Annotated in this window: 17 protein-coding genes; 16 read left to right on the plus strand and 1 reads right to left on the minus strand. The window is 28.1% G+C overall.

What is annotated here, in order from left to right:
- Positions 1-96 precede the first annotated feature (96 nt).
- From FYJ83_RS11905 to FYJ83_RS11980, 16 genes are all read left to right on the plus strand, one after another.
- Positions 97-561 (plus strand): PcfB family protein, encoded by a 465-nt coding sequence (locus tag FYJ83_RS11905; RefSeq protein ID WP_154440802.1) that lies wholly within the window; start codon positions 97-99, stop codon positions 559-561.
- Positions 562-564: 3 nt separating this feature from the next.
- Entirely contained in the window at positions 565-2,322 is a 1,758-nt protein-coding gene (locus FYJ83_RS11910; RefSeq protein ID WP_154440803.1) for a VirD4-like conjugal transfer protein, CD1115 family, read from the plus strand.
- A gap of 24 nt (positions 2,323-2,346) precedes the next feature.
- The gene (locus FYJ83_RS11915; protein WP_154440804.1) at positions 2,347-2,553 is read left to right on the plus strand and encodes a hypothetical protein; all 207 of its coding nucleotides are present in this window, start codon (positions 2,347-2,349) and stop codon (positions 2,551-2,553) included.
- 26 nt (positions 2,554-2,579) lie between these two features.
- Positions 2,580-3,413 carry a VirB6/TrbL-like conjugal transfer protein, CD1112 family gene (locus FYJ83_RS11920; RefSeq protein ID WP_154440805.1) on the plus strand — a complete coding sequence of 278 codons (834 nt, stop codon included), beginning with the start codon at positions 2,580-2,582 and terminating at the stop codon, positions 3,411-3,413.
- 3 nt (positions 3,414-3,416) lie between these two features.
- Entirely contained in the window at positions 3,417-3,956 is a 540-nt protein-coding gene (locus FYJ83_RS11925) for a PrgI family protein (protein ID WP_154440806.1), read from the plus strand.
- Complete coding sequence (locus FYJ83_RS11930; RefSeq protein ID WP_229768578.1) at positions 3,907-6,270, plus strand: VirB4-like conjugal transfer ATPase, CD1110 family; 2,364 nt, start codon at positions 3,907-3,909, stop codon at positions 6,268-6,270. The genes FYJ83_RS11925 and FYJ83_RS11930 overlap by 50 nt, the downstream gene beginning before the upstream one ends.
- The gene (locus FYJ83_RS11935; protein WP_195837992.1) at positions 6,254-8,755 is read left to right on the plus strand and encodes a M23 family metallopeptidase; all 2,502 of its coding nucleotides are present in this window, start codon (positions 6,254-6,256) and stop codon (positions 8,753-8,755) included. The genes FYJ83_RS11930 and FYJ83_RS11935 overlap by 17 nt, the downstream gene beginning before the upstream one ends.
- Positions 8,756-8,765: 10 nt before the next feature.
- Positions 8,766-8,960: a hypothetical protein gene (locus FYJ83_RS11940; RefSeq protein ID WP_154440808.1), complete on the plus strand. Its 195-nt coding sequence runs from the start codon at positions 8,766-8,768 to the stop codon at positions 8,958-8,960.
- Positions 8,961-8,975: 15 nt separating this feature from the next.
- On the plus strand, positions 8,976-9,320 hold the full coding sequence (locus tag FYJ83_RS11945; protein ID WP_154440809.1) for a hypothetical protein: 345 nt from the start codon (positions 8,976-8,978) through the stop codon (positions 9,318-9,320).
- Positions 9,321-9,339: 19 nt separating this feature from the next.
- Positions 9,340-9,900 carry a recombinase family protein gene (locus FYJ83_RS11950; protein ID WP_154440810.1) on the plus strand — a complete coding sequence of 187 codons (561 nt, stop codon included), beginning with the start codon at positions 9,340-9,342 and terminating at the stop codon, positions 9,898-9,900.
- 25 nt (positions 9,901-9,925) lie between these two features.
- Complete coding sequence (locus tag FYJ83_RS11955; protein WP_154440811.1) at positions 9,926-10,978, plus strand: ArdC-like ssDNA-binding domain-containing protein; 1,053 nt, start codon at positions 9,926-9,928, stop codon at positions 10,976-10,978.
- Positions 10,979-11,080: 102 nt separating this feature from the next.
- Positions 11,081-11,416: an SdpI family protein gene (locus FYJ83_RS20310; RefSeq protein ID WP_154440812.1), complete on the plus strand. Its 336-nt coding sequence runs from the start codon at positions 11,081-11,083 to the stop codon at positions 11,414-11,416.
- A gap of 94 nt (positions 11,417-11,510) precedes the next feature.
- Positions 11,511-12,932, plus strand: a complete 1,422-nt coding sequence (locus FYJ83_RS11965; RefSeq protein WP_154440813.1) for a hypothetical protein — start codon at positions 11,511-11,513, stop codon at positions 12,930-12,932.
- A gap of 105 nt (positions 12,933-13,037) precedes the next feature.
- Positions 13,038-13,610 carry a hypothetical protein gene (locus FYJ83_RS11970; RefSeq protein WP_154440814.1) on the plus strand — a complete coding sequence of 191 codons (573 nt, stop codon included), beginning with the start codon at positions 13,038-13,040 and terminating at the stop codon, positions 13,608-13,610.
- Between the two features lie 123 nt (positions 13,611-13,733).
- Positions 13,734-14,306, plus strand: a complete 573-nt coding sequence (locus tag FYJ83_RS11975) for a hypothetical protein (protein WP_154440815.1) — start codon at positions 13,734-13,736, stop codon at positions 14,304-14,306.
- 78 nt (positions 14,307-14,384) lie between these two features.
- Positions 14,385-14,603: a transposon-transfer assisting family protein gene (locus FYJ83_RS11980; RefSeq protein ID WP_154440816.1), complete on the plus strand. Its 219-nt coding sequence runs from the start codon at positions 14,385-14,387 to the stop codon at positions 14,601-14,603.
- A gap of 108 nt (positions 14,604-14,711) precedes the next feature.
- On the opposite strand, the gene FYJ83_RS19690 is transcribed toward FYJ83_RS11980, so the two are convergent.
- A partial coding sequence (locus FYJ83_RS19690; protein WP_229768575.1) for a hypothetical protein occupies positions 14,712-15,341 on the minus strand: 630 nt, incomplete at its 5' end.

Raw genomic sequence — 15,341 nt, forward strand, 5'->3', positions numbered from 1 at the left:
AAAGTTGATGCCTAAAAATCATTTAGATAAATTTTAAATTGAAGTATTATCTTACAAATATATAAATTGTAGGTTAAATACAAGGAGGGATCTGTTATGTTTTCTGATGAGTTGAGCAAAAAAACTATTTACATATCTGTTACTGGAGTCCAGGGAACTTTAAATATTATTGAAGCTGCTATGAAATATTATTTAAATTCTACCAGTAATTCTTTAAGAGGAAGAATGAGTTTAAGAGAATTAAATAAACAAAATCTACAGCTTAAGGATATTCCTTTATATTCTAAAGATCTTAAGGGAATGGAGAAGGAATTAAAAAGGTATGGGGTAGATTATGCTATAAAAAAAGACGTATCACAAAAAGACACTTATAAGGTTTTTTTCAAAGCCAAAGACATTTCATCCATAGAACTTGCCCTAAAGAATTACACATCAAAAGAATTTTCGCAAAACAAAAAAATGAATATTAAAGACATAATATTAAAATATAAGGAAAAATCAAAAGAGATAAATAAGGATATTAAAGAAAAGAATCTAACTCGTGATATTGAAGGGAGATAGATTATGAAAAGTAATAGGAGTAAACTTATTTTCAGTTTAATTATATCTTTTTTCGCCTTTTATATTTTCAATAGATCAGCAGGTCTTTATCAGAGTTTTTTAAACCTTGACGAAAACTTTCTATCAAAGATACTTCTAACAATAGACAAATTACCTAATGAAATTAAAATTAACTTTTTTAAAATTTATTTAGATAAGTATTCTATTATTTCAGGGATTATAGGAATTATGATAATATCTTTAATTTATCTTTATAATACCTTTGGAAGGAATAATTATTTAGTTGGAACGGAACATGGTTCAGCTAAGTGGGGAACAGAAAAGGATATAAAACCTTTTATTGATAAAATAGAAGAGAAAAATATCATCCTTACAAAGACTGAAGGCCTATCTTTAGATACTAGGAATACCTTAAGAAATAATAATGTATTGGTTATTGGAGGGTCTGGTTCTGGGAAAACAAGGTTTTTTGTTAAACCTAATTTAATGCAAAAACATACTTCTTATGTAATTACGGATCCTAAAGGTTCACTGATTAAAGAAACAGGAAAAATGCTAGAGGATGCAGGGTATAAGATTAAGATTTTTAATTTAATAGATATGGATAAAAGTGATAAATATAATTTCTTTTCATACTTAAGGGATGAAAAGGATGTTTTAAAATTAGTAAATAATCTTATTACTAATACTAATTCACCATATTCAAAGACATCTGGGGACTTCTGGGAGAAAGCCGAAACAGCACTTCTACAAGCCCTTTTTTCATATATTCTTTTTGAAACTAGAGAAGAGGACAAGCATATTGGTTCAGTAATGGAACTCTTAAGACTGGCAGAAGTAAGGGAAGATAATGAGGATTTTAAATCTCCACTTGATTTATTGTTTGAAGATCTAAAAGAAGAAAATCCAAATAACTTTGCTTCTAAACAATACGATTTATTTAAATTAGGGGCAGGAAAAACATCAAAGAGTATTTTAGTATCAGTAGGAGTTAGGCTATCAGCTTTTAATATTCCAGCAGTTACAGAACTTTTATCAGAAGATACCTTAGAAATGGATACTTTAGGAGATGAGAAAACAGCTTTATTTGTAATTCTTCCAGATACTGATAAAACCTTTAATTTTATATCAGCAATAATGTATCAGCAGTTATTTGATACCTTGTTTTTAAAAGCAGAGAAGGAATACGGTGGAAGATTACCTTTTCATGTAAGATTTTTACTAGATGAATTTGCAAATATAGGGCAGATTCCTAATTTTGAAACCTATATAGCTACCATGAGAAGTAGAGAAGTATCTGTAAGTGTAATTTTGCAAAATATTGCTCAGCTTAAATCTTTATATAAGGACACCTGGGAAACCATAACTGGTAACTGTGATACCTTGTTATTTTTAGGTGGAAAAGAGCAATCCACTTTAGAATATATATCTAAGATGATTGGTAAGACTACCATAGATTTAAGGACAACCAATCAAAGTAAGGGTCAAACTGGAAGTTTTTCTATTAATGAACAGGTACTTGGAAGGGAGTTGATAACATCATCAGAGGTAGGTTTGCTAAAAACAGATGAATGTATTTTAAGTATAAGGGGGGTAGAGCCATTCTTATCAAAAAAATACGATATAACAAAACACAAAAACTATAAAGAATTATCAGATTATGATGAAAAAAATATTTATAGAATTAAGGATCCATTAATTAGAAAGTCTGAAAACTTTTTTAGAGATGTAAAAGAAGTAGAAATAATAGGAGAAATTTAACTTAAAAAAGAAAGGGGAATATTCATGGATTTATTAAATCAAGTTTTAACTTTAATAACTAGATTTGCTATTATTGGTGGTGGCCTATGGCTAGTTTGGGGTGCTGTTGTTTTAGCAGGAGGATTAAAGGATAAAAATGGACCTGCCTTACAATCTGGTATATGGCAAATAGTAGGTGGGGGATTAATAATTGCAGCAGCTGCATTATTCAGTAGTGTAGTTGCTCCATAATTATCCCATGACCATGTAGAAAAGAGGTGATTATTATTACTGATTTTATAATGGATATGATAGAAAGTATATTATCAGGTGTAGGATCTACTGGTATAAATAAGATGGATTTATTAGCAACTCCTGAAACATATAATTCAGCTCTATATAATGGAGTAATGTCTATTATGGATAATGCTGTAATGCCTATTGCCTATATTCTTTTAGGTTTGTTATTTATGCTTGAAATTTATAATATTACTATTAGAACAGAGGGAATGAATCATTTTGGATTTGAAATAGTATTTAGAACTATGTTTAAAATTGTGTTGATAAAATTAGTAATAGATTCAACTCCTCTAATAATGAGTGCAATATATGCTATATCCACAGAAATAATAGGTAGTATTAGTAGCATTTTTAGTGGAAGTGGTTCATTAGGTTCACCAGATTTTCAAACAATAAGAAATGAGATAGATGAGTTAAAAATTCTTCAACAAACATTAGTAGCTGCACAGGTATTAATAATATGGATAATATATAAATTTTCCATAATTATTGTTCAAGTGATTATGATAGGAAGGATGTTTGAAATATATATTCACTTGGCCATAGCTCCTTTACCTTTGGCTACATTACCAAATACTGAACTATCAGTAGTAGCAAAAAACTTTTTAAAATCCTTTGCAGCTGTATCAATTCAAGGTGTAATAATATTTATAGTATTAGGAATGTACAATGTTATTATAACTAATACTGTTTCAGTCGGAGGGACAGAATTAACACCACTTTTATTAGAAGCTATGCTCTATTCTTTAGTTTTAGTTGCATCTTTATTTATGACAGGCAGATGGTCTAAATCAATTACCAATGCTATGTAGGAGGTGATTAAAATTTCCCTTGAAGTTAGAGTACCTAAAGAAATAACGGAATATAAGGAAAAGATACTTTTTGGTTTATCTATAAGGCAACTATTTTCATTTATATTTGCAACTCTCATAGGTTTTTTATCCTACTATCTGTCCTTTAAGTTTTTTGGAAAGGATGTTGCCAGCTATGTGGTGATTTTAATTACTATGCCTGTTTTTGCCTTTGGATTTTTTAAAAAGGATGGTTTTACTTTTGAAAAATATATGGTAATAATCTTAAGACAAAAGCTTGGAAATAATAAGAGAATTTATAAAACAGGGTTAAGTATATTAAAAATAGAAGGAAAGGAAGGTGAAATAATTGGTGCTAAAAAAACTTGGAAAAGGAAAAGAAGAAAAGGAAAGACAAGAGAAGCTAAAGTCTTTGAAATCAGAAAAAAAGACACAAAAAGAAAGGGCAAAGAAATCAAGCGAAAGATTAAGACAGCTAGAAAACAATACAAAGTTGCAAAACAAAGAATTAAAAAAGAAGCTAAAGAAAAGAAAGTCTCCTAAATCTGTTCAGGATAGTATTAGATTTGAGAGAATGTTTGAAGATGGTATCTGTGAAGTTGTAGAAGGATATTATACTAAGACAATTAAATTTTCAGATATAAACTATCAAATAGCAAGAAGAGATGAAAAAGAGAATATTTTTTCTAAGTATTGTCAGTTCCTTAATTATTTTGACGCCAGTATTCCTTTCCAGATTACTATAAATAATAGGGTTATAAACAGAGATGATTTTAGAGATCAGATGCTACTTAAAAATAAGGAAGATAATTTAAAGGATTTTCGAGATGAATATAATGTAATGCTTTATGAAAAAAGTAGGGAAGGCCACAATAGTGTAATTAGGGAAAAATATATAACATTTGGTACTATGGCAAAAGATTATGAAGCCTCTAAACCTTTGCTAAGTAGACTTTCAATGGATATATTAAATAATTTTAAATCTCTTGGATGTGATACAGAAGAATTATCAGGGATCCAAAGACTTGAAATACTCCATGGGATTTTAAATAAAGATACGGATAAATTAAATTTTGAATATGATTATCTTGTAAGATCAGATTTAAAAACTAAGGACTTTATAGCACCAGATAGTTTTGATTTTAGGAATAAATCTACCTTTGAATTTGGGGAAAAGATAGGAAGAGTTATGTATTTAAAGGATTTACCTCCTGAATTATCAGACAAGCTACTTTCTGAACTATCAGATATTCCTGTAAATATGACTATAACCCTTCATATTAATAGTGTGGAACAGGACAAGGCCTTTGATCTGGTTAAGCAAAAGATTTCTTTTATGGAACAGCAAAAAATAGATGAACAAAAGAAAGCTCAAAAATCAGGTTATGATTCTGATATGATTCCCTATGAATTAAAATATTCCCTTGCAGAAGCAGAGGAACTTTTGGATGATTTACAAAATAAAAATCAAAGGATGTTTAAGGCAACTATTTTAATATTTACTTCGGCTAATTCAGATGAAGAATTAGATGAAAATGTATATCAAATTCTTTCTACTGCAAGGAAGAATAATTGTAAAATAGGTTATCTTGATTATTTACAGGAAGAAGGATTAAACTCAACTCTTCTTTTAGGCCATAATTTTGTAGAAATTCAAAGAACATTAACAACTGCAAGTACAGCTATATTCATTCCTTTTACTACCCAGGAATTATTTCAAAAAGGTGGAATGTACTATGGACTTAATGCTTTATCAAGAAATTTAATCTTCTTTGATAGAAAGACTTTAAAAAATGCCAATGGATTCATTTTAGGAACCCCGGGAAGTGGTAAGTCTTTTACTGCGAAAAGAGAAATGGTAAATGTTTTACTTAATACGGATGATGAAGTTATGATTATAGATCCAGAATCTGAATATTCCTATCTGGTAGAAGGTTTTGGTGGAGAAGTAATAAATGTATCTTCGGCAAGTAATGTAAATATCAATCCTTTGGATATAACAATGAATTATGCTGATGATGAAGACCCCTTATCTCTTAAGGCTGAGTTTATACTATCTCTTTGTGAATTATTAATAGGTGGGAGAAATGGAATTACTGCATCTGAAAAAACCATAATAGATAGAGCTGTAAGATTAACGTATGCACCACATTTTTCAAATCCTAAGAAATATCCAGTACCAACTTTGGTGGATTTTTACGAGGTATTAAAAAAGCAACCTGAACAGGAAGCAGAAGCCATAGCCCTATCTCTAGAATTATATGTAAAGGGAAGTCTGGGAGTTTTTGCTAAGCCGACAAATATCGACATAAATAATAGGTTAGTATGTTTTGATATAAGAGACCTTGGAAAACAGCTAAGAACCATGGGTATGTTAATTGTTTTGGACCAGATTTGGAATAGGATAACTCAAAATAGAGCCATAGGTAAAAGAACTTGGATTTATATGGATGAGATTTATCTATTATTCCAAAATGAATATTCAGCGAATTTTTTATTTGAGCTATATAAAAGGGCAAGAAAATGGGGTGCAATACCAACAGGAATTACCCAAAATGTTGAGGATCTTCTTATTTCAGATTTAGCAAGAAGAATGCTATCTAACTCAGATTTTATAATAATGATGAATCAAGCAACTACTGATAGATTAGAATTAGCACAACTCTTAAACATATCAAATGAACAGCTAGGATATGTTACCAATGCAAATGAAGGGCAGGGACTATTATTTAGTGGGAATTCTATTATACCTTTTATAGACAAGTTCCCAACTAATACGAACCTTTATAGGATGATGACTACGAAACCTGATGAAATAAGATTAGATAAGGATGAGAGTTATGAAAAAGCCCTATAATTCTTCTAAGGATAATATAATTAAAAATAGTACCACTAATTATGGTGGTAATATTGATAGTGTCATAAAAGAAGATAAAAAGGGTATTGAGAAAACCTATATTAAAGAAGGATATGATTATAGAAAAGAAGTTACTATAAAAACACCTGAAAATATTAGTAGAGAATTAAAAAGTAATAACTATAAAAGTAGAGAAATTCATAGTGGAAAATATGATGAAATAAAATACAATAAAAACGAAGAAATTTCTTATAGAAATAATTATAAGGAAAAGAAAAGCCAAAAACCAGACTATAATAAAGAAGAAATAGATAGGGTTAAGTCTTATGGAGAATCAGATACCAAAAAATATACATTGAATGAAGAAATAAGACTAAATATTTCTGAAGATAAAAGTAATACAGAAAATATAAGATATAGAGAAAGTAGATATAGCAATAAAAATACTATTGATTCCTCTGAAAGTATTAATTTTACTGAGCAAAAAATCAAATCATTATTAAATAATGAAAAATCAAATATAGATAGGGTAACTTCCTATAGAAATAAAGATAGTAAAATTCCCTCTTATAAAATACATGAAGAAAATACACAACCAACTCCTGAAAATATAGCAAATTATGGGAAAAATCACGGAAAACATGACACAGATTTTATATCTACAGGAAAGGCCGGTTCCTTTATATTAAGAAAATTAAAGTCAAAGGATATGATTTATTATGAGAATAGACATGAAGATAACAATATATCCAAACTTATTGATAGAGATGGTACTAATCTTCTAAAGGATAGAGGAAAGAAAGAAAAAAGAAGAGGTAATTTTGAAGGAAGGAATGAAGAAAGAACCATAAGACCTGATGGAATTATTGAAAAAAATCTTACTACAAGAACCCTAGAAAATAGATATATAAGAAGTAGATTTGCTGAAAACATGGGTGATGGTGATGAAAACTTTTCAATTAATTTATCAAAGTCAGGAATTATATCTGGTGAAAAAACTTTAAAACTAGGTGGAAATCTAGGAAGATATACAAGTGTAAAAGCTATTAATTTATTAAAAAAAGAAAAAATAGATAATATTAATTTAAAATCTACACTAACTAGGTCAACTAAAGATGCCATTATTAATTTTAAAGGTGGAAATAGTGATGATTTTGGTATTCAAACTGTAGTAAATACCAAGGATAAAGCTATTCAAGCAGGAAGAGTATTAATAGATAGAAAAGGCTTTATAAAAACCAGTGTGACTAATTTTGAATTACAAGGAAATCAAGATTTAGGAATAAGAGCTGCTATTCAAACTAAGGATGCTACAGTTCTAGGAACTAGAGTTGTAAAAGGTGTTTATGGTACTACAAAGGCTACTGCAAAAACAGCTAAAAGAACTTATCAAATAGGAAAAAAGGCTACACAAAAGGTAGCTTATGAATTTAATAAGTTTTTTAAAATTCTATCTAACCCAATGGTATTAAAGGGAATTATAAGCATAATGATTCCTTTGGCCTTAATATTAATAATTATATCTACTGTGACTGCTATTTTCCCCACTTCAACAGCCATAGCCTCATATCCAATAGCAGAAGTGGAATTTATTGAAGAGCTTCAAGATAATATTAATACCTGGAGTGAAGAAATAAATAATACTATTCAAGGATATTACAGTTATTATGATGATGTATTAATTTTAAATGATGATATGGTACTTGTTGAGCTAAAGGATGTGTTAGCAATATTAGCTGTGGAAACTCAACAGGATATTGGATTTAAGGATATGCCCCTTGCAAAAGATATATATGAAATGTTTTATTCTTTAGATACAGAAGTTCAAATTTATGAAGAAGTTGAATCTTACTATGATTCAGAACTTGAAGAGTATGTAGATTTTGTAGTAGAAAAAAAGAGAATAATAGTAGATTTAATAAATTTTTCTATTGAAGATGTTGTTGATACTTTAAACTATGATGAAACTAATAAGGAGTGGGCTATAACATTATCTTTGGCTGACTTAACAGAAATGTATCCTGATTTAATAGTAACAAATGAACTTTATTATCCAAGTATGCCTAGCTTAACACAAGAAGAAATAGAAGAATATGGTGGTAAATTTATACATCCTACAAATGGAGTGGGATATATTAGTTCAAATTTCGGTTATCGGACAGATCCTATAACAAATGAAAGAAAGTTTCATAGTGGTTTAGATATAGCAGGAAATGATAGAAGTCCTATATATGCTGTTCAAGATGGAGTAGTTATTTTTGCAGGTGTAAATGGTGGCTATGGAAATTGTATCATTATAGATCATGGTGGTGGAATGATTACTCTATACGCACATTGTAGCTCCCTTGAAGTTTCAAAGGGGCAACCTATATTAGGCGGAGATTATATAGGAAGGGTGGGTAATACTGGAAGATCAACAGGTCCTCATTTGCACTTAGAAGTGAGAATAAACGGAAAGTTAATAAATCCAATAAACTTTTTATAGGAGGATAAAGATGGAGAAGAAGATATTAGCAAAACAAGAACAGATAGAAAAATTAAGGACTCGAATTAAAAAAGATGAAGAGAAGATAAAAAAATTAGAGGAAGAAATTGAAGAAATCAAAGTTTTAGAAATTAAAGGTGTAATAAAGGAAATAGATATGCCTATATCAGAGGTATTGGCTTTATTAAGAGAAATGAAAAGTTAAATTGGGGGGAAAACCATGAAAAAGCTATTAATTTTTTTACTCATAATACTTCAGCTATTTACTGTAATGGCTTGTAGTAAAAAAGAAGATAATATACTTGTAGGAACTTGGATTGATAAAGATAGAGATACTCTTACCTTAAAAGAAAATGGAGAATATGAGTCTACTCACTATTATGATAAGGAAGGTACATGGAAAGTTGAAGAAGATGTTTTAATATTTAAAACCTTATTTGATAAAGAGAAGGAAATAAAATATAAAATAGAAGAAAAAGAAAAAAAGATATATTTAATATTTATTGAGAAGGACTTAATCTTTGGTGGGGATAAGGAAACAAAATTTGTAAAGGAAATAAAGTGAAATTAAAGGTGGTGCTATTTTGAAATTTGGATATGTAAGGGAAAGTATGGATGAAAATGACATGGATTTTCAAATAGATGCACTTGAAAGCTATGGTGTTGATGAAATCTATATAGAATACTCATATAATAAGAATCCTAAAAATACAAAATTAGATGAACTAATTGAAAAACTAAGAACAGGGGATACATTAGTAGTTTATGAGTTAGACAGGCTTGGAAAAACAATAAAGGGACTACAAGAACTGGCAGAATATTTTTCTCTTAAAAAAATAAATCTGATAGTTATAAAAGATAATATAGACACTACCACAAATATAGGCAGATATTTTCTTTATCTTATGTGTATTTTAGGTGATATGGAAAGAAGTGTATTACAGGAAATAACTAAGATAGGAATAGAAACTGCTAAATCAGAAGGTAGAGCAGGGGGAAGGCCTGGAAAGCCTGATAATGAAGTTAAAGAAGTCTTAAAACTATATAAAAAAGGAAGATATTCTATTGGGGAAATAAGTGAAAAAACTGGATGGGCTACTTCAACTATTTATAAATACATAAGAGAAGATAAGAAGAAGCCATGATTTCTAATTAATAGAGGTGATTAGGATGAAAGAAGATAAGGTTCAAGAACTCACTAAACAATTAGAAGAAGGAATTAAAGACTTATATAATAGTGATAAATATAAAGACTATTTAAATGTTATGAGTAAATTTCATAATTATAGTTCTAATAATATAGGGCTGATTTTGTTACAAAAACCAGATGCTACAAAGGTGGCTGGATTTAATTCTTGGAAAAATAACTTTAAGAGATTTGTAAGTAAGGGGGAAAAAGGAATTGCTATTTTAGCTCCTGCTCCTTATAAAAAAATAGTAGAAGTTGATAAAATAGATTCTATAACTAAAAAACCTATATTAAATAATGATGGTACAAAGGAAAAAGAACAAAAGGAAATAACTCAAAATTATTTCAGAGTAGTTTATGTATTTGATATATCTCAAACCAATGGAGAGCCTTTACCAGAATTAGCAACAAAACTTACTGAGGAAGTTAAAGGTTTTGATGATTTATTTTTAGTTCTCAAAAATGTATCTGAATTTCCTATTGAATATGAGGATATAAAATCTAGTGCCAATGGATATTGTGATCCAGTCAATAAAAGAATAGCTATTAAAGAAGGTTTAGGGGAAGCACAAATAATTAAAACTACAATACATGAAATAGCCCATTCAATTCTTCATTCTGATATTAAAAACAAAGAAAAGGATAGTTCTACTAGGGAAGTAGAAGCTGAAAGTATAGCCTATGTTGTATCTAATGTTTTAGGAATAGATACATCAAGCTATAGCTTTGGATATGTTGGAGGTTGGAGCAAGGATAAAGAATTAACTCAGCTTAAATCATCCTTAGATACTATACAAAAGACAGCCCATGATTTAATATCAAATGTAGAGAAGGAATTATTACTACTACAAAGAAATAGGGAAAACAACTTAAAGATAAGTCTTTATGATGGAGAAGTTGATTTAGATAGAATTAAGGAAGAAAATATAGAAAAACTTCCATTAAGTAAAAAAATTAAAGAGGCCAAAGAAAAGGCTGATAAGGTGAATAAAGATATTAAGCCTGAAATAAATGTAGAGATTGAGAGAAATTAAGTAATTATATAATTAAAAAGGCAACGAATCAAGAATTTAACCTAATAGCTATACAAATAGATATAAAATATAAACCTAGGTTTATAAAAGGGGAGAAACAAGATGAATGATTTATATTGGTTATTTGATATTATAATACCATTAATGATGATAATTTTAGGATATTTGTTTTATAGACATCCACCAAAGACTATTAATTATATATTAGGATATAGAACTAGAAGATCAATGTCATCACAAGAAAAATGGAATTTTGCAAATAAAAGAATGGGTCAACTTTGGTTTAAATGGGGCTGGGTATTATTAATCTTAGTATTATTAACTAGGCTATTATTGCCTATAGAGAGTGAAACTTTTGTTCAGATTAATATGTATATAGGGTTAATATTTATGCTGGCACCAATTATAATAGTCGAAAAGGAATTAAAGAAAATGTAGTTAATCGAACAATAAGAATTAAATAATTTTAAAACTAAATAATTAAGATTACTTATAATTAATAAATTATAATTTTACAAAGGTGGTGAACTATTTGAAGGCCCTAATAAATGTAGATTTATTGGAAGCATTAAGGTCTATTGTTAAACTAAAGGTAGACCATTATCAATCAGATATTACTTATGATATTTTAGATTTGGCTAGTTCCAAAGAAAATGATTATTTTTGTTTTATGGCCAGAGAAGCGGGTACCTGGTTATTTGAACAGAAACAAGTCTATATTAAAGATACCCAGGCTAATATTACATGGAAGTCCTATGAAAATAGTGATGTATCCACCTATGCAGTAGAAATAACTCATAAAGAAGAAGGAAAGATATTAGGAAATATTTATGAAATAGATTATCAAAAAACCCTGGAAGATATTAAGGTTAACGAAAAGGAAATAGAAAAAATAGAAGTAACTTTTGTTAATGATAATAAGATTATTTTTGATGTAGAAAGTTTTAAAAATAATAAAAATGATATTATTAGAGATTATGGAGAAATAAAGGACACAAAGGATCTTATAAAGGATTATTTTGATTTTACAATTCACCAAAATAAATTAAATGCTGAAAGATTAAAAGTAAAAAGCATAATAAAACTTGATGATTATCTATATGGATTAAATAAAGAAAGGTTAAATGATATTGGTTATAAGAAAAATGATATTTTTTATATAAGTAAAGATGATGCAGATAAGATGCTTAATCAGACTAATATTAATGTCTATATGATAAAGGGAAATGAAAAAGTAAAAATAGATACTTTAGCAAATACTTATGAAAAAATTACTTATGGTATCTGGATTGAGGATAAGAAAAGATTTGATAATTTTGATAGAAATGAATTAAATAAAATAATCAGAGAAAAAATAAATGGAAATAGGAAAAAAGAAAAATTAATAGATTTTGGATATAGGGGAAATGATCTTTATTTATTAGATAGCCATCAGGAAATAAAAAATGCATTTATTCAAGATATAAGGATATATGGAGTAGATAAGGATTTAAATAAAATAGTATTAAAAAATATGAAGGAAGTTTCAGATCAACTAAAGCAGAAAAATATTATCGCAGTAGATATTAATGATAAAGAAAAAATAGGGGAATTATTATATAAAAATAATCAATCCAATTATATTGATATATTGGATGATAAGGAAATAAGGACAATAATAAATATGCAGATTAAAGAGGCTACTTATTTTGATAAAATTGAAGAAAGTGACGGAGAGTATCTAGCTAAAAATATTGAAGCTATTGCTGAAAAGCTTATTAAAGAATATGATAAGGATATAAAGATAGCAGAAAAAATAGAAGATATTATTAAAGAAACATTAAAAGAAAAGGTAATGGAAGGAAGGAATACAGAGAAATCTCTAAGAGGAAAAATTGAAGCTGCTAAGAGTAAGGCTGATAAAAGTAATCAAGGTAAGGATTTAAGAACAAGTAAGGATATGGAAAGAAATTAATAAATATTATAATTGAATAATATTATAATTATAGTTTGTTATTTAATGTACATCAGTATATTAATGCGAAATAGCAAATCACTTCAAATTTTATGGAGGGAATACATGAAACAGGCAACTTTAATTTTAATTATTATGTTAATCCTATTTTCTATTTCAGGGTGTAAATCAATTTTTCATGTTGAATTAGAAGACCATATTAATCCAAATGACAATGAAGTAACAAATAACGGCCTAAATATTGAGAATGTACCTACTGAACAATTTCCTATTGAATTGGACTTAGTTAGTGGAGAATACCGTGCAATTTGGAAGGAAGGTTATAAATATGACACTCCAATATTGCTAAATAACTTAAATGATTTAGAAGAGTTCCTTAGTAATCATCCTGCACAATCAGCAGATCAAGATATATTACAACAGAATTACGATGATGATTTTTTTAAGGAAAGTGTTGTATATGGTTATGTTAAAAGCGAAGGGAGTGGCTCAGTTAAGCTTATTGTGAATAGAGCCGAACTTAAAGAAGATATATTAAAACTCTTCATGGAACGCACAGTTCCTGAAGAGGGTACTGACGATATGGCAACTCGAATATGTCTATTTGGAATTAATAGGGGTGATATTAAAAACGTAAATGCGGTAGAAGGGATAATATTAGATGTGTCATCTAAATAGATGGAAATAGAATACTGCATATTCTTAATAAACTATGCAACTAAATAATACAATAATTTTATAATCTTAATGTTTTGTAATTATAAAATTAAAACTTATTATAATAGGAGGGTGATAAATTCAATGTTTAAGAAATTTAAAGCATCTACTTTATTATTGATAATTTTATTATTCTTATTAACTGCTTGTTCTGGTGGCAATGATAATATTAGTAATGAAAAAGAAGAAGATCAGAGTATTCCTTTATTAAAAGATACAGTCGTAGAAGCAGGTGATTTCTCTTTTAAAGTATTAGAATATTATTTAATCAAATCGGAAAATGATGCTATAAAAGATTCTGTAAATATATATGAAAAAATCAATAATACTACAGTTGACAGTACCCAATTGGGATTCGATATTGGATTTCAGGGATCAAAAGCTGAGGTTAGTAAAAGAGATAGTTATCTATTATTAACACTTGATTATAATCCTGATAAGAATGAAATATTACAGCGTGATTCAGTTATTCCTAAAATGAATATTAAGGCAGTAGATAATGAAGATGATAATGTAATTCTATTACATAACTCCATGGATAATAAATATATTCAGGTAGAAAACCCTATAGGTGTTCTTGTATTTAAAATATTTGGAGATGCAGAAGAAGTCAATTTTAAATTTAATGGTGAAAAATATTTACTTAAATTAAAATAAATTGATTAAATTACATTAATATCAATTATGATAATATCATAATTGATACCCCCTTGAAAATTGAAAGGAAGTGTGATTATGTTTACCGTTGAAGAAATAACTTTATTAGATTCTTATAGAAAAACAAGCCTAAAAGAAACTATTGAAGAAATTAAGTCTAATTATAAGTACCAGGATGATAAGGAAATTATAAATTTAATTGACGGTCTACTTTTAAAACTTAAAAGAATATCTGAAAATGACTATGAGAATATTGACTTTTCACTTTCCTTACTTGATGAGGTTGACTTTGAATAATTCTCAGTTTTTACGGAAAAAATGAGGCTCTATTTTGCCTTTTAACAGACTTTTGAAGGTATGGTAATGCTATTGTATCGGCATTATTTAAAGAAAAAGAAGATGAATTTACTCATCTTCTTTTTTTGCAGTGTTGCTTCTTACTATTTGTAATTCAACTTGTAATGTAGTAAGTTTTTCATTTAATTCTTGAATTTTGGTATTGTATTCATCTTTTATTATATCTATTTCTTTTCTATGTTCATTATTAAGAGAATCTAATTCCTTTTTATACTCATTATTAATAGCCTTTATTTCAAGTGCTTTTTCCTTCTCTTTTTCATTGATTATATCTTGAATCTTAGAATTTAATTCTTTTATTTCAAGTGACTTTTCTGAACTTTCCTTTTCCAATCTATCATTAATGATTTCTCTATGCTTTAATTCGTTTTCTATATTTATCTTCTCATTAATAACTTCGTTGTTCTTGGCTATTAGTTCCTTATTTTCTCTAGCAAGTTCTCTATTCTCTATTCTTATTTCTTCCAGTTCTTTTATTTTATCTTCCAGGCTTTTAATAGTTCTTTCCTTATCTAAAAAGCTATTTTCTATCATTCTGGCTCTTTCGGATATTTCTTCATTCTCTTTTATCAAGTTCTCTTTTTCAATATTAATAATATCTATTTCTGTTTTAAAGCTTTCTGTTTCTACCTTAAGGGTAGTTTTTAATTCTAAGATATTAGCTTCTAGATCCTTTAT

The organism is Tissierella pigra (genome assembly GCF_009695605.1).
In the GTDB taxonomy this organism is placed as follows: Bacteria; Bacillota; Clostridia; order Tissierellales; family Tissierellaceae; genus Tissierella; species Tissierella pigra.

Coding starts and splice junctions, on each gene's coding strand:
- FYJ83_RS11940 (WP_154440808.1), top strand. CDS start 8,766: ATGGAGAAGAAGATATTAGCAAAACAAGAACAGATAGAAAAATTAAGG.
- FYJ83_RS11945 (WP_154440809.1), top strand. CDS start 8,976: ATGAAAAAGCTATTAATTTTTTTACTCATAATACTTCAGCTATTTACT.
- FYJ83_RS11970 (WP_154440814.1), top strand. CDS start 13,038: ATGAAACAGGCAACTTTAATTTTAATTATTATGTTAATCCTATTTTCT.
- FYJ83_RS11910 (WP_154440803.1), top strand. CDS start 565: ATGAAAAGTAATAGGAGTAAACTTATTTTCAGTTTAATTATATCTTTT.
- FYJ83_RS11915 (WP_154440804.1), top strand. CDS start 2,347: ATGGATTTATTAAATCAAGTTTTAACTTTAATAACTAGATTTGCTATT.
- FYJ83_RS11955 (WP_154440811.1), top strand. CDS start 9,926: ATGAAAGAAGATAAGGTTCAAGAACTCACTAAACAATTAGAAGAAGGA.
- FYJ83_RS11975 (WP_154440815.1), top strand. CDS start 13,734: ATGTTTAAGAAATTTAAAGCATCTACTTTATTATTGATAATTTTATTA.
- FYJ83_RS11980 (WP_154440816.1), top strand. CDS start 14,385: ATGTTTACCGTTGAAGAAATAACTTTATTAGATTCTTATAGAAAAACA.
- FYJ83_RS11935 (WP_195837992.1), top strand. CDS start 6,254: ATGAAAAAGCCCTATAATTCTTCTAAGGATAATATAATTAAAAATAGT.
- FYJ83_RS20310 (WP_154440812.1), top strand. CDS start 11,081: ATGAATGATTTATATTGGTTATTTGATATTATAATACCATTAATGATG.
- FYJ83_RS11905 (WP_154440802.1), top strand. CDS start 97: ATGTTTTCTGATGAGTTGAGCAAAAAAACTATTTACATATCTGTTACT.